We start from the raw sequence: 23,408 nt of genomic DNA on the forward strand, positions 1-23,408 counted from the left end.
CGCTTTCGTAGACTGGTTCACCGTCGGCAGCGATGTCATCGAGTCCATGGGCGCCGGCCGGTTGGCGGGTCACCCGGGCCGCTGGTCGACCCGGCCCACGGCGGCGGTTAGGCTCGCCACGATGCCCGAGCCCGCGGACGACAAGCCCGGTCTGTGGACGACGCTGGTCCGCTACGCCAGCCTAGTTCGCCTCAGCCACACGATCTTCGGCCTGCCCTTCACGCTCGCGGCAGGCGTGCTGGCTCACCGCGCCAGCTTGCACGCGGGCCTTGGCGACGGCGTGGGGATGACGTGGCTCAAGCTCGCGTGGATCGTGCTCGCGTTCACGGGCGCCCGCACGACCGCGATGGGCTTCAACCGGATCGTCGACCGCAAGATCGACGCCGCGAACCCACGCACGGCCTCGCGCGAGCTCCCGGCTGGCCAGATCAGCCTGGGTGCGGCCTGGGCCCTGACGATCGTGGCGGCCGCGGTGTTTGTTGGGGCCGCCGCGGCGTTGGGCACGGTCGCGCTCGCGTTCACGCCCGTGTGTCTGCTGATCATCTGCGGCTACAGCCTGTTCAAGCGGTTCTCGTGGGCGGCCCACCTGATCTTGGGCGCCGCCTTGGCGCTTGGCCCGGCGGGCGCGTGGGTGGCCGTCACCGGCGGGCTCGAGGGCTTCTTGATCCCGGGCGTGATGATGGTCGCCGTCGGCACCTGGGTGGCGGGCTTCGACGTGATCTACAGCCTGCAGGACCACGAATACGACACGCAGGTCGGGCTGCACTCGATCCCCGTCGCGTTCGGGGTCCGCGGCGCCCTGTGGGTCTCGGGGGTGCTGCACCTGCTGACCGCGAGCGCGCTCGTGGCCCTACAGTTGCTCGCGGGGCTCGGCGTCGCGCACCTCGTCGGGCTGATCGCCGTTATCGCGATCTTGGCTTACGAACACTGGATCGTCCGCCCCCATGATCTGAGCCGCATCAACAAGGCCTTCTTCGACCTCAACGGCTGGATCAGCATCGCCTACTTCGTGGCGATGATCGTCGACGTGCTGGTGGTCCCCTTGCTTGGGTGACCTCGTCCATGGCCGCACGACTGCGCTCGCTTCACGCTTTGTGCAGCCGCGCCGACCCCGACTGGGTCAAGGTCGTTGACCGCTCGCGCGGGTTTGACAGGGGCCGCGGGTGCCCGGATGCTGTGTCGGTGACGCGCGGATCGAGCCGGATCGCAGCTGGGTTTGGAGCCACCCTGGCCGCGCTCACGATCGCCTTGCTCGGGCCGCAGACCGCGAGCGCCTCGGAGCCCCGCGCCGCAGCGATCAGCGCCGCTCCCGAGGGCCCCGTCGCGCTGCTCGACAACGCCACTGAGCTGCTGAAGGCGGACACCGAAGCGTCGCTTGGATCGCCCGGTCCCCTCGCGCTCAGCGTGCCTCCGCTCGCGCTCAGCGTGCCTCCGTTCGTTGCGATCGCCCCCGGCCCCGCCAGCTTCATCGCCCCGCCGATCGTGGCCAAGCGCGCCAAGGATCGAGCGTTCGACACCAGCCACGGCGAGGTCGACCCCCGCGTGCGCAACCTGCCGCGAACCCACCGGTTTCGGTTCACCCTCCACGCGCAGCACATTCGTCTGACCCAGGCGCCCCACCCCGAGACCGACGAAGTCATCCGCTACCACTTCGCGCCGATGATGTTCGACCTGGGCTACCAGGCCCAGTTTCTCAAGTACGTGATGGTCCGGCTCGCGGTCGCCGTGGGTGGCAACGTCGCCAACTCGCGCAACGCCCAGCCGCTCGCCGTGTTTCCGCAGGGCTACCTGGGATTTCAGAGCCGGATCATTGGCGTCGCGTTTGGCTATGGCTTCGACTGGACGATCCCGCCGGTGTTCCACGCCACGGCGCAGAACGACCCGGCCGAGCAACCAACGATCACCCGCAACCATGTGGTCATGGGTGAGCTCAGCGCGACAAGCCGGATCGACCGGGTCGCGCTGACCTTCAGCTTCGCGTTTGGGGGGGTCCAGTCGGACCTCACCCACTACGCGTTCTACGAACGCAAGTGGCGGCCGTACATCGGGTTGCAGGCCGGGATGTTCTTCGACGGCACGAGCCGCCGCGAGAAGAAGGCCCGCAAGCGCGCCGAAGCCCAGGGCCGCTGAGCGCGGCCACGCTGGTGCTGGCGTCGCCGTTTCCTCCAGGGCCCGACCAGACGATCGGTGTCTCGATCCGCGCGTGACCGTGATCCAGTCTTGCCACCAGCGCCGCGCGCCCCGTCACACGCCACGCGCGAGCCCGCTCACGCGTTGACCGGGCGCCGACCTTTTCCCAGCACCGCGCGCGGTCTATGGTCCGGCCATGGCAAGCCTCATGCCGGGCGCGGTCCCGTCGATCATCGAGGCGATCGGAAACACCCCGATCGTCCGCCTCAACGCGGTCACCGCGGACATCGAGTCCGAGATCTACGTCAAGGTCGAGTACATGAACCCGGCTGGGTCCATGAAAGACCGGGTCGGCCTGAACATCATCCGCGACGCCGAAGAGCGCGGGATGTTGGGCCCGGGCGGCACGATCATCGAGGCGACCTCGGGCAACACCGGCGCCGGCCTGGCGATGGTCGCGGCGATCCGTGGCTACAAGTGCATCTTCGTGATGCCCGACAAGATGTCGCAAGAGAAGGTCTCGGCGCTGCGGGCCTACGGGGCCAAGGTCGTGATCTGCCCGACCGCGGTCGAGCCCAGCGACCCGCGCTCGTACTACTCGGTCGCCCGGCGCCTGGTCGAGGAGACCCCCGGGGCCTTCTACGCCAACCAGTATCACAACCCCGCCAACCCCGAGGCCCACTACGTCAGCACCGGGCCCGAGATCTGGGAGCAGACCCAGGGCCAGTTCGACGTGTTCTGCTCGGGCATGGGCACCGGCGGCACGCTGTCGGGCTGCGGCCGCTACTTCAAGGAGAAGAACCCCGACGTGCAGATCGTCGGCGTCGATCCGGTCGGCTCGCTCTACTACGAGTACGTGAAGACCGGGCGCATGACCAAGGCCTTCTCGTACTACGTAGAGGGCATCGGCGAGGACTTCCTGCCCTCGACCATGAACCTCGACATCCTCGACGACATCGTGCAGGTCGACGATCTCGAGTGCTTCATGATGACCCGCGAGCTGGTCCGCCGCGAGGGCATCTTCTGCGGCGGCTCGTGCGGCGCCGCGGTCATGGGCGCGATCAAGTACGCGCGCAGCCTCCAGACCCCCAAGCGGATCTTGGTGCTGTTGCCCGACAACGCCCAGAAGTACCTGTCGAAGATCTTCAACGACGACTGGATGCGCAGCAACGGGTTCCTCAACGAGCACGAGAACGAGGGCACCGTCGCCCACATCCTCAAGCGCCGGCCGCAGAAGCTCATCACGATCAGCTCGTCGGCGACCGTGCGCGAGGCCGTGATCGCCCTCAAGGAGCACGGCATCTCGCAGCTGCCCGTGCTCGACGAGAAGGGCCGCCACTTTGGGATCGTCGCCGAGATCGACCTGCTGAATTTCTTGGTCGAGCACGAAGGCCACGCCCTCGACACCCCGGTCGCCGATCTGGTCGAGAGCGACTACGCGACCGTCACCCCGCACACCCGCATCACCTTGCTCAAGCGGATCTTCAATGACGCCAAGGTCGTGCTGGTGACCGAGAACGACAACCTGCGAGGGCTGCTCACCAAGATCGATCTGATCGACTACCTCGCGCGCGACGCCGCCGCGATGCGAAAGGGCAAGGACACCTAATGGCCGAGTACAAGCGCGACCAAGATCACTGCGGACCAGAGGCCAAGATCGAGACCCTGGTCATCCACGGCGGCCAGCACAGCGAGCCGGTCACGGGCGCCGTGATGCCGCCGATCTTCCAGACCTCGACCTACGTGCAGAAGTCTCCGGGCGAGCACACCGGGTTCGAGTACAGCCGCACCCAGAACCCGACCCGGTTCGCGCTCGAGCGCTCGATCGCCGCGCTCGAGGGTGGCACCCACGGGCTCGCGTTCGCCTCGGGCTGCGCGGCCACGACCGCCGTGATCCAGCTGCTCGACGCGGGCGACCACGTGATCGCGGGCGACGACATCTACGGCGGGACCTTTCGCCTGTTCGACAAGGTCATGAGCCGCCGGGGCCACCGCTTCAGCTACGTGGACCCGCGGGATCTCAGCGCGATCGAGGCCGCGTTCGAGCCCAAGACCAAGATGGTCTGGCTCGAGACCCCGACCAACCCGATGCTCAAGCTTGGCGACATCGCGGCGATCTCGGCGATGTGCAAGGCCCGGGGCGTGCTGCTGGTGGTCGACAACACCTTCATGACCCCGGTGTTTCAGCGGCCCTTCGAGCACGGCGCGGACTTGGTCGTGCACTCGACGACCAAGTACATCGGCGGGCACTCGGACGTGGTCGGTGGCGCGGTAGCGATGCGCAGCGCCGACATGCACGAGCGGCTGCACTTCATCCAAAACTCGTGCGGCGCGGTCCCGGGGCCGCAGGACTGCTACTTGACCCTGCGCGGGATCAAGACCCTCGCGCTTCGCATGGAGCGGCACGCCAGCAACGCGATCGCGGTCGCCAAGTACTTGGAGACGCACCCCAAGATCGAGCGGGTGATCTATCCCGGGCTCGCCAGCCACCCCCAGCACGAGCTCGCGACGCGGCAGATGTCGGGCTTTGGCGGCATGGTCAGCTTCTACCTAAACGGCGGGCTCGATCAGGCCCGCCGGTTCTTGGAGACCGTCCGCGTGTTCACCCTGGCCGAGAGCCTTGGCGGGGTCGAGAGCCTGATCGAGCACCCGGCGATCATGACCCACGCGTCTGTGCCCAAGGAGAACCGCGACAAGCTCGGGATCGCCGACGGCTTCGTGCGCGTCAGCGTGGGCATCGAGCACCTCGACGATCTGCTCGCAGATCTCGATCGCGCCCTAGCGGCCGCCTGAGGCCAAACCGAGGAGCCCTCCGAAGAGCCCCCTTCGAGGGGACCCCTTCCAGGGCTTCCAGGGGGGCCACACATGCCCCCCGCGAGCAAACGGCCCCGAGGAGCGAAGCGGCTGCAGTCGGCGAAGTGCCACGGTGCATGTGGGGGTAAAACGAAGACCTCAGTACCGGCGGAGCCACTGGAGCAGTGACGGTTGGTCGGTCGTGGGCCCGTCGCTCTCGGCGATGCCTGCCACGTAGACCTCACCCGCGCTGCCAATCGCGACCGCGCTCGCGTCGCCGTGCGCGGAGATTCGGTCGCTCCACACCGCGTTGCCGTCGGCATCGACCCCGATCACGATCGGCTGCGTGCCAAACCAATACGAGTTGCTGGAGTCGAGCAGGTTGGTCATGCCCACGACGACGATCTCGCCGCCCCCGGCAGCGATCGCGCGGCCCTGATCGTTCACGGTCGCCCGATCGTAGGTCTGCAGCCATTGCTCGCTGCCCGAGCCCGCGTAGCGGCCAACGGTCAGATCACCGGCCGCGTTGCCGGCCATGTAGAAGTCGTCGCCCGCGCCAACGATCATGTTCGGGCCGCCCGCGCTCGGGCTCAGGTTCCCGAGCACAGCGCCGTTGTCGAGCGAGACCAAGAACCCTGGGAAGCTGCCAAACACCGCGGTGCCGGCGTCGTTGACCGCCAGCACCTGCCCGTTGGCTTGGTTGGTCGACTTGCGCAGCACGACCTCGCCCGCGGGGTCGAGTCGCAGCAGGGTCTGCTCGTAGGATCCGCTCGCGTCTTCGTCAAAGCCGCCGATCACGAGATCCTGACCAAAGGTCCGCAGGCCCCAGATGTTGGGGTACGGGCTGTTCCACGGGATCGCTATCGGCCCGATCTCTGTGCCGTTGGCGTCGTAGCGGACCACGTCGATGTCGTCGGTGTTCCAGTCATAGGTGGCCAGGACGATCGTGCCGGCCGGCTCGGCGACCACGTAGGTCTGGCTCTGCATCGTGGTGGCTTGCTCGGCCTCCCAGATCGGCTCACCGTCCGCGTCATAGCGGGCAAACACCGCGTTGGCCGCGACCACGACGCCGCCATCGGGGTGCGCCGCGAGGGCGACCGGTGCGAAGCCAAACTCCCCGATCGCCTCGCCGACTTGGCGCGTCCACTTTGAGTCTTTTTGCGGTGCGTCGGTGCCCCAGCCGTTCGTGCACGTGAACACCGACGCGCCCGGCAACGGCACCCGCGCCGGCTTGGCGTTCGCCAGCAGCTCGGAGCCCGGATCGACGCAGACTTGCGCTTCGCCCGTGTCCTCGGTGTCCTCGGTGTCCTCGGCGCCGTCGCCCGCGTCATCGCCATCGGAGCCCGGGCAGGCGGTGAGCAGGGTGATCGCAGCGAGGAGCGACAGTGGACGGGGGGCGTAGCGTAGGCAAGTCATGGCGAGTGACATGGGCGTACCACGAGCGTCATGCACCGATCGATTTGGCCGCCAATCGATGACCCGTGCGGCCCCACGCGGGCACCTGCCGCTCATCCCGGGCACCCGTCGCTGCGGGTTGCGTGCAGCGAAGTGGAGCCAAGCCCCACCCAACCCCCAAGCAGTTGGTTCACTCGTAGTAGACGACGTAGCTGCTCAGCAAGATCCGCCCGCGGCTCCCCGTGACCGGCACGCCGCCAAACATGCCGACATAGTCGAGCGTGTTGGGCTGCCCAAGCGTCACGTCGTCGGTGATGTCGACGATCCACGGCTGGACCGGCTGGCCTGGGCACCACCCTGCCCGCCCGGGCGTCCAGTTGCCCCACTGGCCTGGGACCACGCCCTCGTCAGCCGCCTCGCCGCAGCGCTGGTTGGCGACGTCACCCGAGAACTCCCGCGTGTAGCTGCTCGCACCGTTGACCGTGAACTCGTGCTGATGGTTGCACCACTCGGCGCAGTTGCTGGTCTCTTGGCCGTGGCCCGAGATCAACGCGACAAACTCCACCTTGGTCGCGTTCGCTGGCGGCGTGAACTCGACGCTGGGCCAGTCGTTGTAGTTGTCGTTGAACCCCTTGTTGCCGGTGAAGGCCGGAACCAGGGTCTTGCTGGCGCCCCCCGGCCGACCGGTGTTGCGCAGGCGAAAGCGCATGTCCCAGGTCGAGGGGTTCATGTTCCAGCGCATCCCAAACCGGAAGTGCTGATCCCCGCCGGCGGCCACCAGGCCAAGCATGGGGGTGGTGTCGAACACCCACTTGCGCACGCCCGCCCGGGCGTAGGGCGTGATCCAGCGGAACACCTCGCGGACCTCACCGTCGCAGGCTTGGGTGTCGCACCAATGCACGAACGCCTCGTAGTCCCAGTGCCCGCAGTCGTCGCCGGGGCTCGGCCCGCACTCGCCGGTCACGACCATCTCCATGGTGTCGAAGCCGTCCATGGCCGCGGCGTCGGGGAAGCTCGCCGTCCAGATCTGATTGTTGAAATTGTTGGCGAAGGGTCCGTCCTGGCCACCCGGTCCGTCGGGCGGAAACTCGACCTGATCGAGCAGCGCGACCTCGGTGACGTCGGCCTGGGCCGCGAGCTCGAGCTCCTGGGCGTGGCGGAAGTTGTAGTAGCGCGGGGTGTAGGCCAGCACCGGGGCCGTCTGCGCGAAGCTGCCCCCGCCCGTGTCGCTCGTCGAGTTTGGGTACTCCCACTGCTGAAAGCGATCGATCGCGGCGACCATCGCGGTCGGGTTGGCGGCGTAGAACTGACCCAGGCTGCCCGTGATCGCGCTGGGCGCCTGGGTCACGAAGTGCACGCGCTCCGACCAAAAATCGATCTCGGCCTGATCCAGCGACGCGAGCGACTGGCCGATCTTGGTCTGCCAGATCTCGGCGCCTGCCGCTGGATCCGCGTCGCTGTTGAGGAAGAACCAGTGCACGTTGTGCGGGGCGCGACTGAACAGCTCGGCGTTGAAGCTGTTGCGCAGGGAGTCGCTGGTGCCGTTGGCCAGGTGATTGACAAACACGTAGCTGTCACACCCAGAGAAGCTGTCCGCCATGCTCCACGGGCCAAACGTGGTCTCGACGCTGAAGTCGCCCGCGACGTCCCCCCAGCCGGATCCGGTGCCCTCGAGCCGGACGTCGATCGGGAGCCCGAGGTCCTCACAGATCTGGCTGGGCCCACCGTCGCCATCTCCATCGCCGTCGCCGTCCCCGTCGCCCGGGTCGCCATCGCCGTCACCGGGGTCACCGTCGCCGTCACCAGGATCACCGTCGCCATCGCCGGTGGTCTCGGTCGTCTGGCCCGTCTCCGTTGCTGCGCCGCCCCCACACCCCACCAGCGCAATTGGCACGAACAACAACAACGGACGCAACCGGACCAAGCTCATGCTCGCGACGATAGCGGAGCGCCAGCAGTTTGACGAGCAGCGTGGCACCGTGAGACTCAGATCGACGGCGTCTTGGACGTCGTCGCTCGCATGCGCGCACAGGTCTATTCGCAGTATGGCGGCCCCGAGGTGCTCGAGCTGCGCACGGACCTGCCCGAGCCTCGCCCCGGCCCAACCGAAGTGCTGGTCGAAGTTCGCGCGTCGGCGGTCAACCCCGTCGACTGGAAGCTGCGGCGAGGCAACCTGCGCAAGGTCTTGCGCCGGCCGTTTCCGATCGTCCCAGGCCGGGACTTCTGCGGCGTGGTGCTCGAGTGCGGATCCCAGGCAACCACCGTCGCCCGGGGTGACGAGGTGTTTGGGCTGACGCCGCTGCGTGGTCCCGGCAGCCACGCCGATCGAATCTGCGTGCCCGAGCAGAACCTGGCCCTCGCGCCGCGACGCCTGCACGGCTTCGAAGCTGCAGCGGTCCCGCTGGTTGGGTTGACGGCGATCCAGGCCAGCGAGGCGGCGCAGCTGCGGGCCGGCGATCGGGCGCTGGTCCACGGCGGCGCCGGGGCGGTCGGGGCCTTGGTCGTCCAGTACCTGCGGCACCTCGGCGTGGCGGTCAGCGCGACCGCCAGCGCGCGCAACCTCGACTACCTGCGCTCGCTCGGCGCCGATCCGATCGACTACCGGAGCGAGCGCTTCGAGGCGCAGGTGGACCAGCTCGACGCTGTGATCGACTGCGTGGGCGGCGAGGTCGAGCGCCGCTCGTTCGCGGTCCTGCGTCGCGGCGGCCGGCTCGTGACCGTGGCCGGGCCCGACCCCGACGCCGAGCTCAACCTCGTCAACGCGATCAAGCTTGGCGCGCCCACGTCCATGCGGCTGCTGGGTCAGCTCGCCCGCGGCCGCCGCTACCAGTTCGTCAGCGCGCGCGTGGATCACAAGCGGCTCGTACAGCTCGCGCAGATCGTCGACGCCCGCACAATCGAAGTCCGCATCGATCACGAGCTCGGCGTCATGGGTCTCGCGCAGCTCGCCCAGGCCCACGCAGCCGGCGAGCGCGGCGAGGCCCGGGGCAAGCTCGTCATCGACCACAAATAGCGTCGAGGGATCAAAAAAAGAGGGCGGCCGAAGCCACCCCCTCTGTTCGCTTGCGGTGAGCCAGCGACCTGGCCCACACCAACAAACTCAGCTCGCCGGCGCGGCGGCGGGCTTCGCCTCGAACTTCCAGCTGAAGGTCGCCTGACCTTCACGGGCGTCGGGCGGATCGAGCTGCAGGCCGTCGATCGCCGAGATCACGCACGAGGACAGCTCGTCCGGAGCGTTGCTGCTCGCCTCGTCCACGACCGGGTTCATGATCTTCCCGGTCTTCTTCTCGACCGTGAAGTTGACCACCACGGTGCCGCCAACGCTCTCGTCGGTGCGCAGCGCGACGTCGTAGCAGTCCTTGAGGTCGGCCCCGCGGGTCTCGACCAGCTCACGCGTGACTTCGCGGTAGCTGTCGGGGTCGCGGGCGATGAACGTGCAGCCGACGCTGAGCAGCAGCGGCGCGATGACGGCGAACTTGATCATGCCCTTCACTTCGGACCTTCTTTCTTGGCGGCTTCGGGCGCGGCGACGGTGGCACCTTCAGGCGCAGCCTTGGCCGGCGGACCGGCCTTCGTGGCGGGCGTGGCCTTGGTCTCGACGACCCTCTCTTTGCCGGTCTCGGGGTCGATCTCGACCACGTTCTTGACCTCGTCCTGCTCGATGATCAGGAACTCGACCCGACGGTTCTTCTCTTTGTTGGCGTCCGAGTCGTTGGGCACCAGCGGGACGTCTTCACCAAAGCCGGCTGCCTGCAGCCGCTCTGCCTCGATGCCGTGCTCGACGAGGTACGTCATGACCGAGTCGGCCCGCTTCTGCGAGAGCTTCTTGTTGTACTTGTTCGACCCGTCGTCGTCGGTGTGCCCCTCGATCGAGATCTTCTTGATGCGTGGGTTGTCCTTCACGACCTGCGTGATCTCGTTCATGAGATCGAAGGACTCGGGCCGAATCACGGCCTTGTCGACCTCGAACAAGATCTTGTCGTTGATGACGATCGCGGCCGCGGTCACTTCGACGCGCTTGGGCTTTGGCGGCGGCTCGGGCTCGGGCTCGGGCTCGGGCGGTGGTGGCGGTGGAGGGGGCTCGCCGACGATCGTCAGCGCGCTGGTGTCCGCGAAGATGGTCGGGCCACAAGCCAAGGCCGGCGCGAGCAACAGCGCCGTAGCCAGGGTGACTCCGACATTGCGGTAGTGTTTACGATGTTGGCGCATTGGGGGACTTCCTGCTGCCGCAACGCGAAAGTCGGCGACAGCGCCGACATCATTCAAGCCGTTCACACATTTGGCAACCCTAGAACGCAGACTCGTTGGCAACAGCAAAAGCCGTGACCCCGCCCGCGCTGCCAACTGAAATTACCAACCGCCAAGTTAGCCGTCACTTTGCGACAGTTGATCCATCTTTGCTGCGCGCGGGCTCGCGCGAGCCCAGCATCGAGAGTAGCCTCCGGCGATGGCTCTTCGCTGCGTGGGTCCTCTGTGCCTGTCTCTGCTGCTGCCGAGTCTCGCGTTCGCAGCTCCTCCCGACGATGGGGCGAGCGATGGACCCACGATCCAGCGGCCGGCGACGGGTCCCGCTCCTGCGCCCATCAGCCCTGTAGAAACAGGTGTTCCCGTCACTGCACCGACTGAACCGGACGAACAATCGGTGTCCGAGGACACGCAACCGAGTGACGCCGAAACGCCGACGCCCGATCCCGATCCCGATCCTGCGCCGATCGTGGATCCAGGGGCGAACCCGCCCCGCGACGACACCAGCGAGTCTGATCCTGCGCCCAAGCAAGAAGATCTCTCGAACCTATTGGGCAGCGACGAACCAGAGGACAGCTCGCCGCGCGTGCGTGTGTCCGCCTCGCCAACCACCAACCGTGTCGATCGCAGCGAGCGACTGCGCAACTACTACGCAAGGACCTACCGGCCCGCGCACAACCCCCAGCGGCTGTACTTCGCCGCCCGAGCTGCGTACGCACTGTCGGGCACCAGCACCGGGATCGGCGGCGGCCGGATGGGCTCGGCCAACGTCGAGCTTGGCCAGACTTGGAACTTCATCGGCTATGGGATCGGCGCCGCGGTGTACGGCGGCGAGCTGACCTTCGGCGAGAACGGGGTCGAGAAATTCGCCGGCATGCTCGTCGGCGGCGGCCCAAGCCTGGGGCTGGGTCGGCTCGGGCTGTTCGGGCGCGGCTACATCGACGCGCGGCTGGGCTACAATTTTTTCTACGCGCCGGTCTCGAGCACCCGCGTGGGCATGATCGATCCCCCGGACGCCGCCCCCCACGGCCCCAAGCTGCAGCTGGACGCCGGGCTGTTGTTTCATGACTCCGAGAGCCGAAGGTTCCGCCACGGCATCGGCGTGAACCTGGGCTGGCAGCTGTTGGTCCACAGCTTCGCGGGCGAGTACCCGGTGCTGAACACCTTCAACGTCGGGCTTGGGTACTTCTTCGGCTGATCGGCGAAGTCCCCTACCCGCCCAGGCGCTGGATCGCGTCTTCGAGCACCGATCGATATGCAGGCGGGACCAGATCCAGCTGCTGGCGAATGTACGGGACCAGCTCCGCGCTGCTCAGCGCGCTGATCGCCGCGGTCACGTGGCTGATGTAGTGCTCGTCGGCTTCGCGCAGCCGATCGCACAGGAAGTCCAAGGCCTCGACGGTGTTGATCCGCCCGATCGCCCGGACCGCGGCCGTGCGCGCATCGACGACGTCCGGGAGGTCCCGGGCTTCGAACACGCGGCGCAGACGGTCGAAGGCGTGGGGGAAGTACAGGTTGCTGATCGCTTCCGCGGCCCGGCGCCGGACCTCGGCGTCGTCGCTGCGCAGCGCCTTGGCGAGGGTCGAGAAGCTGCGCTTGAACCTCAGGACCCCGAGCGCCTCGGCGACCTCGCGCCGCACGGCGACGTCGCCCGTGTCATACATGCGCTCGAGCGCCGCGATCACCGGGTACGCCCGAATGCCCTTGAGCCGCGTGACGATCTCGGCCCGCGAGGTCTTGCCCGTGCGGGCCTGCTCGCCAAGCTCGAGCACCAACAGCAACGCGTGGCGGCGCACGTAGTCCGGGAACCGCCGATCGGCCATCACCCCCGCGGCGATCAACGCAGGGTCGCCCTCGAGCTCCCACTCCGCTAGGTCGACGTACCAGACCTCTTCGTAGTCGGGCAGGCGCTTGAGAAACTCCGGGACCGGGATCGGGCGCGGCGCGTCCTCGGGGTTGTTGCCGAGCCGCGACAGCAACCTGCGGTAGCGCTCGCGGCCCTTGATCTCGAGCTGCGCGACCTTGGCGTAGACCTCGGCGGCGTGGCGAAACGCCCGCACCGAGACGTAGGACTCGGCGGCGGCCAGGTAGGCGTTCTCGACGATCTGGACGGGGTGCCCATGCGCGCTGGCGTCCTCGCCCGCCTTGAGCCAGGCCTCGCCAGCGCGCAGGCGCAGGTCGTCGGCGTAGGGCAGCCCCGCGCGCGCGCAGTAGTCGGCCGCCTCGCGCAGGATCCCGGCGACGGCGTGGTGCTCTCCCGCCTGCCGCGCGAGGGTCACGAACGCCTCGTAGAGCCGCAGCGCGTCGAGCTTGAGCGCGTCGTCCCGCAGGATTCGCACGCTGTTGAGACAGCCCTCGGCGACGTTCTCGAAGGTGCCTGTCTCGGTGCCGATCCGGGCGAGCAGCTGGTAGCAGTCAAACGCCCGCTCGCGCAGGCCCTCGGTCTCGAACCGATCGGCGACCTCCTCGACGGCGGTGGTCGCCTCGGCGAGCGCCTGCCGGGCCCGATCGGACTCGAGCCGGTGCAGACACAGGCCGTAGTTGATCCGCGCGAGCGCCTGCTCGTAGGGGCGATCGGCGACCGCGGCCATGCGCTCGACGCCGCGGCCGTCGATCAGCTCGGCCCACAGCTGCGCAGCCTCGGCGTCATGCCCGGCGCGCTCGAGCTCGATCGCGCGGTGGATCGGCATGTTGGCGAGCTCGAACCAAGTCGCGGCGTCGCGGTGGTGACCGGCGCGCGACAGGTACACGCCAAACAGCCGTATCGCCTGCTGATCGGCCTCGCCCGCGTCGATCTCGGTGCGCAGACGATCGAGCGCGGCCTGGCCCGGTGCCTCGGTCTTGCCCAGGTACGCCCAGCACGCCGCCGCGTCGCGAAACTGCCCAAGCGCCCGCAGCGACTCGGCCATCGCCCGCAGCCACTCCTCGTACTCGAAGTCGATCCGATCGACGACCTCGATCAGCTTGCGCAGGTTGGCCAGCGCCTCGCGCCAGCGACCGCCTCGCATCGCGGCCTCGGCCCGGACCCACAGCACCGCGGTGTCGATCAAGCGGGCCTCCCGGCGACGTGGCTGCGGGCCGCCCCGTCGAGGTCGCTCTCGACCTCCGAGATGATCTGTCGGGCCCGCGTGGCCCGACGCCCGTGGCCGATCGCCTCGTCATCGATCACGTGGACGCGATGCAGCGCGTCGAGGTAGCCGAGCTTGAGCGGCCCCCGCGGGAGGATGAAGACCCCGTAGATCGGCGCCCGACTGGCCAGCAGCTGGACCTCGGCCGCCGGGAACTGGGCCTCGCCGTGGGTCAGGATGTAGACCAACGACTGGGCCGCGTCGCGGCGCGGCGCGGCGAGTTCGGCGTTGAGCTGGCGCAGCACCGCGGCGTAGTTGCGCCCGCGCTCGGCCCGAAACTGCAGCACGTAGGGCACCTCCACGTGGCCCGCAGCGCCAACCTTGACCCCCTCGTACAGGCGGCTGTCGAAGAAGCGCAGCACCACCTGCTCACCGAGCAGCGCGAGCCGCTTGCACAGCGCCAGGGCCAGCCCGCGGGCGAACACCTCACGGACCCCACGCATCGAGGCGCTGCCGTCGACCAGCACGTGGTGAACGCGGCGCTCGTTCTCGTACTGCTTCTCGTGGGTGTAGTAGAACAGCTCGTGGTCGACGTATTTTTGCTCGAACACCTCGTCGTCGTAGGCGAGCTGGGTCAGGACCATGCTGTCAATGTTGCCGACCCGCTCGATCGACGCGTAGCCGTCGACCCCGAAGGTCTGCTGGCCCATCTCGCGCCGGACCTCGAGCAGCGAGGGCAGCAACTCCAACGAAAAATCGATCACGTCGGCCAGCTGCGGCGACAAGATCACGTTGTACAGATCCGCCAAGTCGACCCCCGCCACGCCGTCGGTGCCGGTCCGAAACAGGCCGAGCAGGCGCAGCGCGTCCACGTCGATCTGCTCGGTCTCGAGCAGCGGCAGCAGCCGGTGGCCGACCATCGTGCGGATCCAGGCCAACGCCAGATCTTGATCGTAGCGGGTGTAGGCCGAGCGCGGATCGATGCGCGCGTACTGGATCACGTCTACGGGTAGCTCCTGCGGGCGCGCGACCCGGGCGTCCTCGGGCAGCTGCGGCGCGACGCTGGACAGGACCCGCGCGAGCACGACCCCGACCATCGGGTCGCGGTGCTTCCAGGCCGCGGGCTGACGGATCAGCTCGGTCTCGCCCAGCTCGACGAGCAGCTGACGCCACGCCTCGCCCAGGCGCGGATCGCCAACGCCCTGGCTGACCGAGGCCGGGCGACCCAGCCCACACATCAAGCACCCAACGTCGTGAACGACGACCAGCGGGACCGCGATCCCGAGCCGCGCGAGCACGTTGTGCCACGCGACCGCGCGCATCAACGCCATCGGCCCGACCCCGTCGAGCTCGCTGAGCGCGAGCCCGCCGACCTGGCGCTCGAGCACGGGCATCGGGACCCGCAGCGTCTGGCTGCGCTCGCCCAGCTCGACCTCGCCCGAGGTCTCGCCGGGCCCGTCCCGGTTGGGTCCCTTGGCCCCGGCGCCGCCCGCTTGGCTGTCTACGTCGGCCACGTGGTCCTCATACGAACCGGCTCGACGCAAACATCGTCTCGAGCAGCTTGTCGACCTCACCGATCATGCGCTCGGCCGCGGGGTTGTCTTTCATGCGCTGCAGCGCGGCCTTGATGTCGCCAAGGTTGCGCAGCTGCGAGAACAGCTGCATGTCCGAGAGCACCTCGGAGCTGGCCAGGGTCTCACGGATGATCCGCAGCTCGGCCAGCAGATCTTGCAGGCTGGTCGGCGTGGCGCCGATCCGCTGGTGCTCGGGGTGCTGCTCGTACCAGGCGTCGAGGATCGGGCCGACGATCTCTTGCAGGATGTCTTGCTGCTCGGGGGTGTTCCACACGTGGCGGAGCACGAAGAAGTCCGCGTCGTTGACCTGGGTGCGCCCGTCGAACACGGCCGAGGCCGCGAACAGCTTGAGCATCTTGACGACCCGGCGATCCGACAGGCCAATGCCCTCGGATCGGATCTGGAACACCAGACCCTTGTAGGTGGCGAGGAATTCCTCGTCCATGCTGTCGAGCAGCTGGCCAAACCCGCGCTGCATCGCAACGAGCTCGCTGGCGCTGACGGTCGCCTTGATCGCCGTCGCGGCGCCGCCCTGGGCCTCGAGCGCCTTGGACTCCAGCGCCGCGCCCTTGTGGAGCAGCCCGCGAAATTGATAGCTGTCGAGGTAGTCGACGCGTACGCGCAGCAAGAAGCGATCGAACAGGGCCGACAGCGCGTCGTCGTTGGGGACCTCGTTGCTGGCCGCGAACATCGAGATCAGCGGGACCGAGATCGTGGTGTTGCCATGCGAGAAGCGCCGCGAGTTGAGGACCCCGAGCAGGCTGTTGAGGATCGCGCTGTTGGCCTTGAAGATCTCGTCGAGGAACGCGATCTCGGCCTCGGGCAGCATGCCCTCGACGCGCCGCTTGTACGTGCCCTGGCGAAACGCCTGGATGTCGACCGGGCCAAAGATCTCGTTGGGCTCGGTGAAGCGGGTCAGCAGGTAGTCGTAGTAGTGCGCGTCGATCGTGTCGGCGAACGCCCGGACCAGCGCGCTCTTGGCCGTGCCTGGCGGCCCGACCATGACCATGTGCTCACCGGCGACGGCCGAGATGAACAGCAGGCGGATGATCTCTTCTTTGCCAAGAAACTGGGCCTCGAGCCGACGGGCCCCGTCTTGCAGGCGTCGAGCGAGTTCGGGGATCGCTACCGGTTGGGTCGCGACGGGCGGTTGCAGCGGTTGAGTCATGCAGGCTGTCTTTCTACTCTTCGCGTATTCGCCGGACCAGGGTCGCGTGGAGGTTGTCGACGACGTTGCGTGGGACCAGACCCGCGAGGTGCTCGCCATACTCGTTCCAGCGGCGGGCGAAGCCCTCGTCGACGACCCCTGCCCCACCGGCGAACAGCGCCCCGGATGAGCCGGGCCGAGGCCCGACGGCGGCGCCATCGAGATCAAAGGGGCGCCCAAGGGTCCGCTCGAGCGCCGGCAACAACAAGGGCAACGCCAAGAAAGTCTGTACGGCCCAGTCCCGAGCCCCCACGCCGATGCTGATCCGGGCGTCGAACTCGAGGACCTTGAGCACGTGGAGGTGGATCAGCGCGCCGACGACCGCGCCGATGTCCGCGGGCGCGCTGGGGATCGCGGGCGCGGGCAAGGCCGCGAGCACGCCAGAGGGCTCCTCGGCGAACTCGCGGTCGACCTGATCGAAGCTCTGATCGGGGTCGTCTGGGTCGTCGGGATCATCGAGGTCCTCGCTGGCGCCGCCCGAGCGCGCGGTCGAGCCAACCCCAACCCCGACCCCGACCCCGACCCCAGCTCCAAGCTGCGCGGCCTTGGCCGCGCGCTGCATCGCGGCGGCGCTGCCTGGCACGCTGGAGATCGAGAGATCGCCAAACACCCGCCCCTGCAGATCCAGCGAGCGCAGCAAGCTGCCGGCCACGACCCCGCCGATCCGCAGCCACTCGCGCTCCTGGGCCCACGCGTGACAGACCGCCCGCGCGTACGCCCGCGCCTGCAAGAACTCCACGGCCATCAGCGGCGACCACCCCGGCGGCGCCCAGGCTGGACGCAGCAGCGAGGTCAGCGGGCTGACCCACATCACGTCGGGCAGCAGGCGATCCACGATCGTCGCGTGGGGCTGATCGATCCAGCGCACGACCTCCGTGCGGACGTCGGCGAAGCCGGGTGAGAACAGCCCAAACCGACGGCGCGGCGGGGTCTGACCACGAAAGCGCAGATCGCCAGCGGGACCCGAGACCACGTGATCTTCACGGCGCAGCTGCAAGAACGCCCCGACCGCGAGCTCCCGCGCGAACGCCTCGGCCATGTCGCCCGGGCGCGCGAACGCCAGCAGGCTGCGGGTCTCGGTCTCGACGCGCCGCCAGGTCGAGGCGCGGGTCCACACGCGCTCGGTGTCCGGGTGATCGAGGGCCAGGACATCGTGAAGGCCCAGCCACAGCGACAGCTCGTCGGCGCCGGGATCGGGCAGCGCGGGCTCGGCGACCAGGCGCCGGCCCAGCCGCATGCGCAGGTGCAAGAAGCTGGGGTGCGTCAGCGGCCCCGCGTCGGCCAGCATCTGCTCGCGATCGTGGGCCGACAGCGGCGCCTCGACCTCGACGGCTCCGCCCCCGAGCAGCGGCTCGACAAAGCGCGCCAGAAATCCGGCGGTCGTGTTGAAGGGCGGCTCGACCACGGACTGCTAGTCGGATTGGCTGCGAAAGCCCCACAGCGCGAAGCGGCCGAGGCGTTGATTGGTGATGTTCCCCGGCTCGAGCGCCGGGAGCGAGGGCTCGACGAGCTCGGCCTCGCTGGCCTCGAGCGTGCCGATTGAGGCGGCGTCGAGCGACAGCATGCGCTCGTCGGCGATGTGGATGGGGTCGCTGCCGGGCGCCAAGAACAACGCCCGGTCCTCGCCCTCGAGCCCCAGCAGCTCGCGGACCAGCTGCGGACGCAGGCGCGGCCACAGCTCGAAGCCATCGGGCACCAGCACGCCGGGGGCGACCTCGCAAAAGCGCTGGCCCAGCGGGATCACGGTGCCGACCGAGAGCGCGCGGCCGTCGCGACCCAGGCGCGCGCCGCCGGCCACGATCAGCAAGCCCGCGGTCAGCGGGACCAAGCGCGCGGCTGCGAGCGCGCTCGGGGGGACCAGGTAGATCAAGCGACGCAACAGCTCGAGCTCGCTCCACGCGACCAGCGACGCCCGCGGCTCGCGGGGCATCGACGAGGACTGCAAGCGAAGATCGACCTCGAGCGGCCCGCTCGCTTGCATCTGCACGGGGTCGACCTCGAACTCCGCCTCGCGCAGGCTGACCTCGGTCTCGACCAGGTAGCGGCCGTCGACGAAGCGCGGCGCGCCGTCGATCCGCTCGACCCGGCCCGCGCGGCCGCGAAACAGATACATCTCGTCACCCGGCAAGCACGAGCTCGCGGACGCGAGGTGGATCGGGTGGGTCCACCCAACCTCGACCGCGGCCCGGGGCGAGACGGGGACCAGCAGCTCGACCCCGGGGATCGGGCGGAGCACGTCGAGGATCCGCCCCGGCGGGTTGCGCAGACGCAGCAGCAAGCTGGCCCGGCGATCCTCGGCCAGCGCGACCCGGATTCCGGCCATGTTGATCTCTTTGCGCCACAGGTACGCGAGGACCCGATCCGCGATGCCTGGCGCGACCAGGACCAGCGCCATGTCGCGCATGCCACACAGCTCTGGATCGCTGGCGATCCCCTCGAGCGGCAACGCGAGGGCGCGCAGCTGCAGGCGCTGGATCAGCTCGATCGGATCGATGCGATCGCCACCGCGCCCCCCACTGCGCCCCCCACTGCGCCCGGGTTGGCCCGCCTCGCCCCGACGATCATCCCCGCCAAACCGCGAGAGGAACTCGCGGTCCACGACCAGCACCTCGTCGACCGACAAGCCCGCGCTGTTGCCATCGCGGGCCAACAGCTCGCCGATCGGCACGGCCAGGTCATAGCCAAACGGCGCCTGCGACTCTCGGTAGCGCACGAACACCGAGCCGGCCCCCGGATACAGCTGGCTGCGGGCCGCCCCGGCCAGGCGCGCGAGCCGATCCAGCACGTAGCCGTCGCCCGCTTCGCAGCGCATCAGCAAGGCGGTCCCGCCCCCGCTTCGGCGCGCGCGCTCGAGGGTCATGCTGGGCAGCAGATCGTCGAGGCTGGCCTCTACGCTGTAGGCGCCGAGAAACGCCACACAACGATCCAGCGACTCGAACACGATCAGGGCCTCTCGACCGACCGCGATCCCGCGCGCGTCGGGTACGAGTCCCTGCATCCGAAACCTGGTCTGGCCTGCCGCGACCGGCTCGAGGATGCTCTGCGCCACTGCGGGAGGATGCGGGACATGCCTCGCGCGGGCAAGACTCGCCGGCCAACCCCTGCCGGGATCGTGGGGAGACGCACGAACTGCGATCCTCGTCGCGTCGGCGGCCGGTGATTCCCGCTATAACTGCCGAGTGAAGCCGCGCCGACCGGGGGACAGCGACGGGCCGAGCCCGAGCGAGGGTGGGCTCGTTCGTGTGCGCCGGCAGACCGACCGGGCCCAGCTGCGCGCTGCGCTCGCGCTGGAGGAGGCCGGTGAGCTGCAAGAGGCCGCGCGGATGTTCGAGTACGTGGGCGAGCACGCCCAGGCCGCGAGCCTTCGCCTCGAGCACGCCGACACCCTGCGCGACGAGCAACAGCGGCTCGCGGTCCTGCGGGAGGGGTGCGCCCGCAACCAGGCCTCGACCGCGCAGGGCCAGGCGCTGCATCGGGCCCTCGGGGAGGCGCTGCTGCGGGTCGCCGAGGGCCTCGAGCCCGGCGCCCGGCGGCGTGCGCTCGCCCTCGAGGCCGCGCAGGCGCTCGAAGAGGGCCAGCGCGCGGCCCAGGCGGGGCGGCTGTACGAGCAGCTTGGCCTGTTGTCCCGAGCCGCCAAGGCGTTCACCGAAGCGGGCGACATCGAGCGTCTCGAAGCGATCCACGCGATCCTCGAGCAGCGGGACCAGCAGCAGCGAGAGCAGCGGAGCCTCGAGCTCGAGGTCGACGCCGCGCTCGCGACCGGCCGCCGACAGCTGGCCCACGCGCTGTTGCTCGAGCACGTCCGCGACGCCCAGCGCGAGGGAGTTGTGCCGCTGTCCTCGCTCGCGCACGCGCTCGCGCAGCTCGAGCACAACCTGATCCGCGGCCGCGCGCTGGGTCTGCGCGTGCAGACGGTCGGCGCCGCGCACCCCACGATCGTGCGCGTGATCGGTCGCCCCGCCCTGCGCCTGGGTCGGGGCCCACAGTGCGAGCTCACGGTCACGGGCGCCGCGGTCTCGCGCGAGCACGCCGAGCTCGCCCTGGCCTTCACCGCGGACGGCGAGCCGCACCTGGTCGTCCGCGACCTCGGCTCGCGCGCGGGCAGCTTCCTCGACGGCGAGGCCTTGATCCCGGGCGAAGATTGGTCGCTGTTCGACGATGACGTCCCCGGCGCGCGGGCGCTCGCGTTGGGCATCGCCTCGAGCTTCGAGCTGTGGTCGCGGCGGGGCTCGCATGACGACAACGACGATCAACGCCCGCTGGCGCTGCTGCGCGAGGCCGGGCTCACGCGCCCGCCCGATCGCCTGAACACTGCGTGGACCTCGTTCGCGCCCCTCGGTGGGCCGCTGTGGATCAGCCCGGGCGAGCACCTGCCGATCGCGCTCGGGTTCGAGGGCGAGCAGGTGGTCGCGCGGGCAAGCCACGACTGGATGGTGTCGCTGTCGGGCAGCCCGCTGGGCGTGGGCGAGCCCGTCGAGCTGCTGGTCCACGATCGGGTGCGCTTCGAGCCAACCCACGACGCGGCCGGGCCCGCGTTCGAGCTCGAGGTCACCGCGCTGGTGTAGGCGAGCGGCGTGCGTCTTGCGGCTCGTACCCGTGCCGCACGGTGCGAGGCCCCAGTGACTGGGGTATGAACCACCGACATGAGCGAGACCTTGGTCCGCGTCGTCGCGCAGCCAGCTGCGCTCGACACCCCGCTTGCGAGCGCGACCTCGGCGATCCTGCGCCGGTTTGGCGAAGGCGCGACCACGCCCGACGAGCTCCCCGAGCTGCAGTTGCTGGTCGACGAGCTCGAGGCCAAGCAGCCGCTGCCGCTGATCGACGCGCGGCTGCGGGCGCTGTCCCACGCTGGCTACCTGCGCGGGGCCGTGCTCGCTATCGCGGATCACCTGGCCCGCCACCCCCGCCTCGACCTCGCGCTGCGCCTGGCCAGCGAGCTGCTCGACGCCCTCGATCCCGAGCTTGGCGTCGCGCTCGCCCGCGCGATCCTGGCGGTCCCCGACGACGGCACCCACGACGGTCGACCCGATTCGCGTCGGGCCCGGGCCGAGCGCTTCGAGCTGGAGATCTCGACCAACCTCATGCTCGCCGAGCACCTGCTCGAGCGCGGCGACGTCAGCGGCGCCCAGCGTCACTTCGAGGCCGTGCTCGCGATCGACGTGGATCATGCTCGTGGCCTGCGGGGCTGGTCCAGCTGCGTGCGCGAGCTCGAGCGCCGCGGCCTGTCGACGGAGCACCGCAGCCGCGGCCTGTCGCTGCTCGACGGGCTCGAGGAGCTCGAGCTCGCGGGCGGCATCGGGCTCGATCGCTACGAGCTCGGCCGGCCCCTCGGTCGTGGTCGCCACGCCGTCGTCTACGAGGCCTACGATCGCCGCGTCGGTCGCTCGGTGGCGATCAAGCGGCTGCTTGGCGACGACGCCCGCCGCGACGGCGTTCCGGCCCGCGTCGTCGAGGCCCGGTTCTTCGCCGAGGCGCAGACGCTGGCCAAGGTTCGCAGCCCCCACGTCGTCGCGCTGCTCGACGTGCAGCCACGCCATCGCTTCGTGGCGCTCGAGCTGTGCCGCGGCGGCAACCTTCGCCTCGCGATGCGCAAGCAGCTGCTGACACCGGCCGATCTTCCCACCGTCGCCGAGCAGCTGCGCCTGGCGCTGCGAGCCGTGCACGCGGCTGGGGCGGTGCATCGCGACGTCAAGCCCGCCAACATCCTGGTTCGCGAGGCCCGGCCCGGGGCCCCGGTGGCGCTCGCTGACTTCGGCCTCGCGATTGGCGGTGAGCCACGCGCTGAGCCGCAGGCCGCTGCCCGCAACCCCAGCGTCCGCGCGGGCACGCTGCGCTACCTCGCCCCCGAGATCAAACAAGGGATCCAGGCCAGCCCCGCGAGTGATCTGTACGCCGCTGGCGTGGTCGTGCTCGAGCTGGCGATCACCCCTGCCCCGCTGCCCGCCGACTTCGATCGCGTCGACCCCAACTTCGATCCCCGACCCTTGCTCGACGAGCTGCTCCCCGAACAGCTGCGCGCGCCCTGGAAGGGTCTGCTCGAGCGGCTGCTCAGCCCCAACCCCGCCGAGCGCACTTGGTAGAGACCATGACGATCGTGACCTCGCCCGCCCGAACGCCCCGCTTCACGCTCGCGTGGCTCGTGTTGTTGACCGTCGCTGGCTGCGAGGAGGTCCCGCGCACCTACAGCACCGCCAGCGACGGCGCGCGCGTGATCTTCACCGACGACTTCGACCGCGGCGTGATCGGCCAGGACTGGCTGACGACCGGCAGCGGCGTCGCGCTGGATCGCGGCGCGCTGCACCTCGCCGAGCTCCGCAACCACCCCGTGTGGCTGCGCCAGCCCCTGCCCGACAACGTCCGCGTCGAGTTCGACGCCTGGGCCGAGACCGACGAGGGGGACATCAAGGCCGAGCTCGCGGGCGACGGCAGCAGCTTCGCCAAGGCGGCCAGCTACACCGCGACCGGCTACGTGTTCATCCTTGGCGGGTGGAACAACTCGCTCAACGTGATCGCCCGCCGCAACGAGCACGGTGATGATCGGGTCGCGGTGCCGACCGATCCGCAGCTCGAGCCCGATCGCCGCTATCACGTCACGATCACCCGCCGGGGCGGCGAGCTGCGCTACGAGCTCGACGGGCGGCTGGTCGCCGAGATGGTTGACGATGCCCCGCTGACGGGGCCGGGGCAGCAGCACTTCGCGTTCAATAATTGGGAGGCGGGGACGCGCTTTGACAACCTGGTGATCTACGCGCTGGAATAGCGCTCTGGCGACGCAACCGTCGCCAGTCCAGTTGTTGACGTTGACCTCTGTGCAACAAGAGAGGTCCGCTGCTGCTTTCAGCTCGGGCGAGGGCTTCTCGCCGCATCCGCACACCTCCGTAGACGGTTTCACCCGAGGCAGCGAACTGCTCATCGCGCAGCGGGCCAGGATGTCGCGTGATCGGTCCAGAACCAACTGCGCGTGACAGCGACGCGCCCGAGCTGGCATGGATCCCA

18 protein-coding genes are annotated in these 23,408 nt (G+C 69.3%); 9 read left to right on the forward strand and 9 right to left on the reverse strand.

What is annotated here, in order from left to right; translation table 11 throughout:
- Positions 1–121 precede the first annotated feature (121 nt).
- The 4 genes from DB30_RS07460 to DB30_RS07475 all read left to right on the forward strand — a co-directional run bounded on the left by DB30_RS07460 (position 122) and on the right by DB30_RS07475 (position 4,923).
- Positions 122–1,054 carry a UbiA-like polyprenyltransferase gene (locus DB30_RS07460; protein ID WP_052547290.1) on the forward strand — a complete coding sequence of 311 codons (933 nt, stop codon included), beginning with the start codon at positions 122–124 and terminating at the stop codon, positions 1,052–1,054.
- Between the two features lie 128 nt (positions 1,055–1,182).
- Positions 1,183–2,130, forward strand: coding sequence for a hypothetical protein (locus DB30_RS07465; protein WP_146658228.1), 948 nt, complete (start codon positions 1,183–1,185; stop codon positions 2,128–2,130).
- Between the two features lie 196 nt (positions 2,131–2,326).
- Complete coding sequence (locus tag DB30_RS07470) at positions 2,327–3,739, forward strand: cystathionine beta-synthase (RefSeq protein ID WP_146658229.1); 1,413 nt, start codon at positions 2,327–2,329, stop codon at positions 3,737–3,739.
- On the forward strand, positions 3,739–4,923 hold the full coding sequence (locus DB30_RS07475; RefSeq protein ID WP_052547293.1) for a cystathionine gamma-synthase: 1,185 nt from the start codon (positions 3,739–3,741) through the stop codon (positions 4,921–4,923). The genes DB30_RS07470 and DB30_RS07475 overlap by 1 nt, the downstream gene beginning before the upstream one ends.
- Positions 4,924–5,082: 159 nt before the next feature.
- Here DB30_RS07475 and DB30_RS07480 read toward each other — a convergent pair whose 3' ends face one another.
- A complete protein-coding gene (locus DB30_RS07480) occupies positions 5,083–6,339 on the reverse strand; it encodes a hypothetical protein (RefSeq protein ID WP_146658230.1) in 1,257 nt (418 codons plus the stop codon).
- Between the two features lie 169 nt (positions 6,340–6,508).
- On the reverse strand, positions 6,509–8,248 hold the full coding sequence (locus tag DB30_RS07485) for a peptide-N-glycosidase F-related protein (RefSeq protein ID WP_052547295.1): 1,740 nt from the start codon (positions 8,246–8,248) through the stop codon (positions 6,509–6,511).
- 90 nt (positions 8,249–8,338) lie between these two features.
- Between DB30_RS07485 and DB30_RS07490 the strand changes: the two genes are divergently transcribed.
- Entirely contained in the window at positions 8,339–9,331 is a 993-nt protein-coding gene (locus tag DB30_RS07490) for an NADP-dependent oxidoreductase (RefSeq protein ID WP_146658231.1), read from the forward strand.
- A gap of 87 nt (positions 9,332–9,418) precedes the next feature.
- Here DB30_RS07490 and DB30_RS07495 read toward each other — a convergent pair whose 3' ends face one another.
- Together DB30_RS07495 and DB30_RS07500 are read right to left on the reverse strand one after the other, a co-directional pair.
- On the reverse strand, positions 9,419–9,802 hold the full coding sequence (locus DB30_RS07495; RefSeq protein WP_146658232.1) for an AgmX/PglI C-terminal domain-containing protein: 384 nt from the start codon (positions 9,800–9,802) through the stop codon (positions 9,419–9,421).
- A 5-nt stretch (positions 9,803–9,807) separates the two neighbouring features.
- Positions 9,808–10,527: an OmpA family protein gene (locus DB30_RS07500; protein WP_146658233.1), complete on the reverse strand. Its 720-nt coding sequence runs from the start codon at positions 10,525–10,527 to the stop codon at positions 9,808–9,810.
- A gap of 433 nt (positions 10,528–10,960) precedes the next feature.
- Here DB30_RS07500 and DB30_RS07505 point away from each other — a divergent pair, with 433 nt between their 5' ends.
- A complete protein-coding gene (locus tag DB30_RS07505; protein ID WP_052547299.1) occupies positions 10,961–11,761 on the forward strand; it encodes a hypothetical protein in 801 nt (266 codons plus the stop codon).
- A gap of 13 nt (positions 11,762–11,774) precedes the next feature.
- Here DB30_RS07505 and DB30_RS07510 read toward each other — a convergent pair whose 3' ends face one another.
- The 5 genes from DB30_RS07510 to DB30_RS07530 are packed head-to-tail and all read right to left on the reverse strand — an operon-like array spanning position 11,775 to position 19,461.
- A complete protein-coding gene (locus tag DB30_RS07510; protein WP_052547300.1) occupies positions 11,775–13,613 on the reverse strand; it encodes a HEAT repeat domain-containing protein in 1,839 nt (612 codons plus the stop codon).
- Positions 13,610–15,145, reverse strand: coding sequence for a hypothetical protein (locus DB30_RS07515; protein ID WP_052547301.1), 1,536 nt, complete (start codon positions 15,143–15,145; stop codon positions 13,610–13,612). The genes DB30_RS07510 and DB30_RS07515 overlap by 4 nt, the downstream gene beginning before the upstream one ends.
- Positions 15,146–15,152: 7 nt before the next feature.
- Entirely contained in the window at positions 15,153–16,373 is a 1,221-nt protein-coding gene (locus DB30_RS07520; protein WP_052547302.1) for an AAA family ATPase, read from the reverse strand.
- Positions 16,374–16,386: 13 nt separating this feature from the next.
- Positions 16,387–17,817: a hypothetical protein gene (locus tag DB30_RS07525; RefSeq protein WP_052547303.1), complete on the reverse strand. Its 1,431-nt coding sequence runs from the start codon at positions 17,815–17,817 to the stop codon at positions 16,387–16,389.
- A gap of 6 nt (positions 17,818–17,823) precedes the next feature.
- Positions 17,824–19,461 (reverse strand): hypothetical protein, encoded by a 1,638-nt coding sequence (locus tag DB30_RS07530; RefSeq protein WP_052547304.1) that lies wholly within the window; start codon positions 19,459–19,461, stop codon positions 17,824–17,826.
- A 130-nt stretch (positions 19,462–19,591) separates the two neighbouring features.
- Between DB30_RS07530 and DB30_RS07535 the strand changes: the two genes are divergently transcribed.
- From DB30_RS07535 to DB30_RS07545, 3 genes are all read left to right on the forward strand, one after another.
- A complete protein-coding gene (locus tag DB30_RS07535; protein ID WP_052547305.1) occupies positions 19,592–20,977 on the forward strand; it encodes an FHA domain-containing protein in 1,386 nt (461 codons plus the stop codon).
- Between the two features lie 78 nt (positions 20,978–21,055).
- Entirely contained in the window at positions 21,056–22,492 is a 1,437-nt protein-coding gene (locus DB30_RS07540) for a serine/threonine-protein kinase (protein WP_052547306.1), read from the forward strand.
- Between the two features lie 14 nt (positions 22,493–22,506).
- A complete protein-coding gene (locus DB30_RS07545; protein ID WP_146658234.1) occupies positions 22,507–23,172 on the forward strand; it encodes a hypothetical protein in 666 nt (221 codons plus the stop codon).
- The last annotated feature ends 236 nt before the right edge of the window (positions 23,173–23,408 follow it).

It is taken from the genome of Enhygromyxa salina (genome assembly GCF_000737335.2).
In the GTDB taxonomy this organism is placed as follows: domain Bacteria; phylum Myxococcota_A; class Polyangia; order Nannocystales; family Nannocystaceae; genus Plesiocystis; species Plesiocystis salina_C.

Bases quoted from the DNA above. Each gene is read 5' to 3' on its own strand.
- DB30_RS07470 (WP_146658229.1), top strand. From the start codon at position 2,327: ATGGCAAGCCTCATGCCGGGCGCGGTCCCGTCGATCATCGAGGCGATC.
- DB30_RS07540 (WP_052547306.1), top strand. From the start codon at position 21,056: ATGAGCGAGACCTTGGTCCGCGTCGTCGCGCAGCCAGCTGCGCTCGAC.
- DB30_RS07460 (WP_052547290.1), top strand. From the start codon at position 122: ATGCCCGAGCCCGCGGACGACAAGCCCGGTCTGTGGACGACGCTGGTC.
- DB30_RS07495 (WP_146658232.1), bottom strand. From the start codon at position 9,802: ATGATCAAGTTCGCCGTCATCGCGCCGCTGCTGCTCAGCGTCGGCTGC.
- DB30_RS07485 (WP_052547295.1), bottom strand. From the start codon at position 8,248: ATGAGCTTGGTCCGGTTGCGTCCGTTGTTGTTGTTCGTGCCAATTGCG.
- DB30_RS07500 (WP_146658233.1), bottom strand. From the start codon at position 10,527: ATGCGCCAACATCGTAAACACTACCGCAATGTCGGAGTCACCCTGGCT.
- DB30_RS07520 (WP_052547302.1), bottom strand. From the start codon at position 16,373: ATGACTCAACCGCTGCAACCGCCCGTCGCGACCCAACCGGTAGCGATC.
- DB30_RS07480 (WP_146658230.1), bottom strand. From the start codon at position 6,339: ATGACTTGCCTACGCTACGCCCCCCGTCCACTGTCGCTCCTCGCTGCG.
- DB30_RS07475 (WP_052547293.1), top strand. From the start codon at position 3,739: ATGGCCGAGTACAAGCGCGACCAAGATCACTGCGGACCAGAGGCCAAG.
- DB30_RS07490 (WP_146658231.1), top strand. From the start codon at position 8,339: ATGCGCGCACAGGTCTATTCGCAGTATGGCGGCCCCGAGGTGCTCGAG.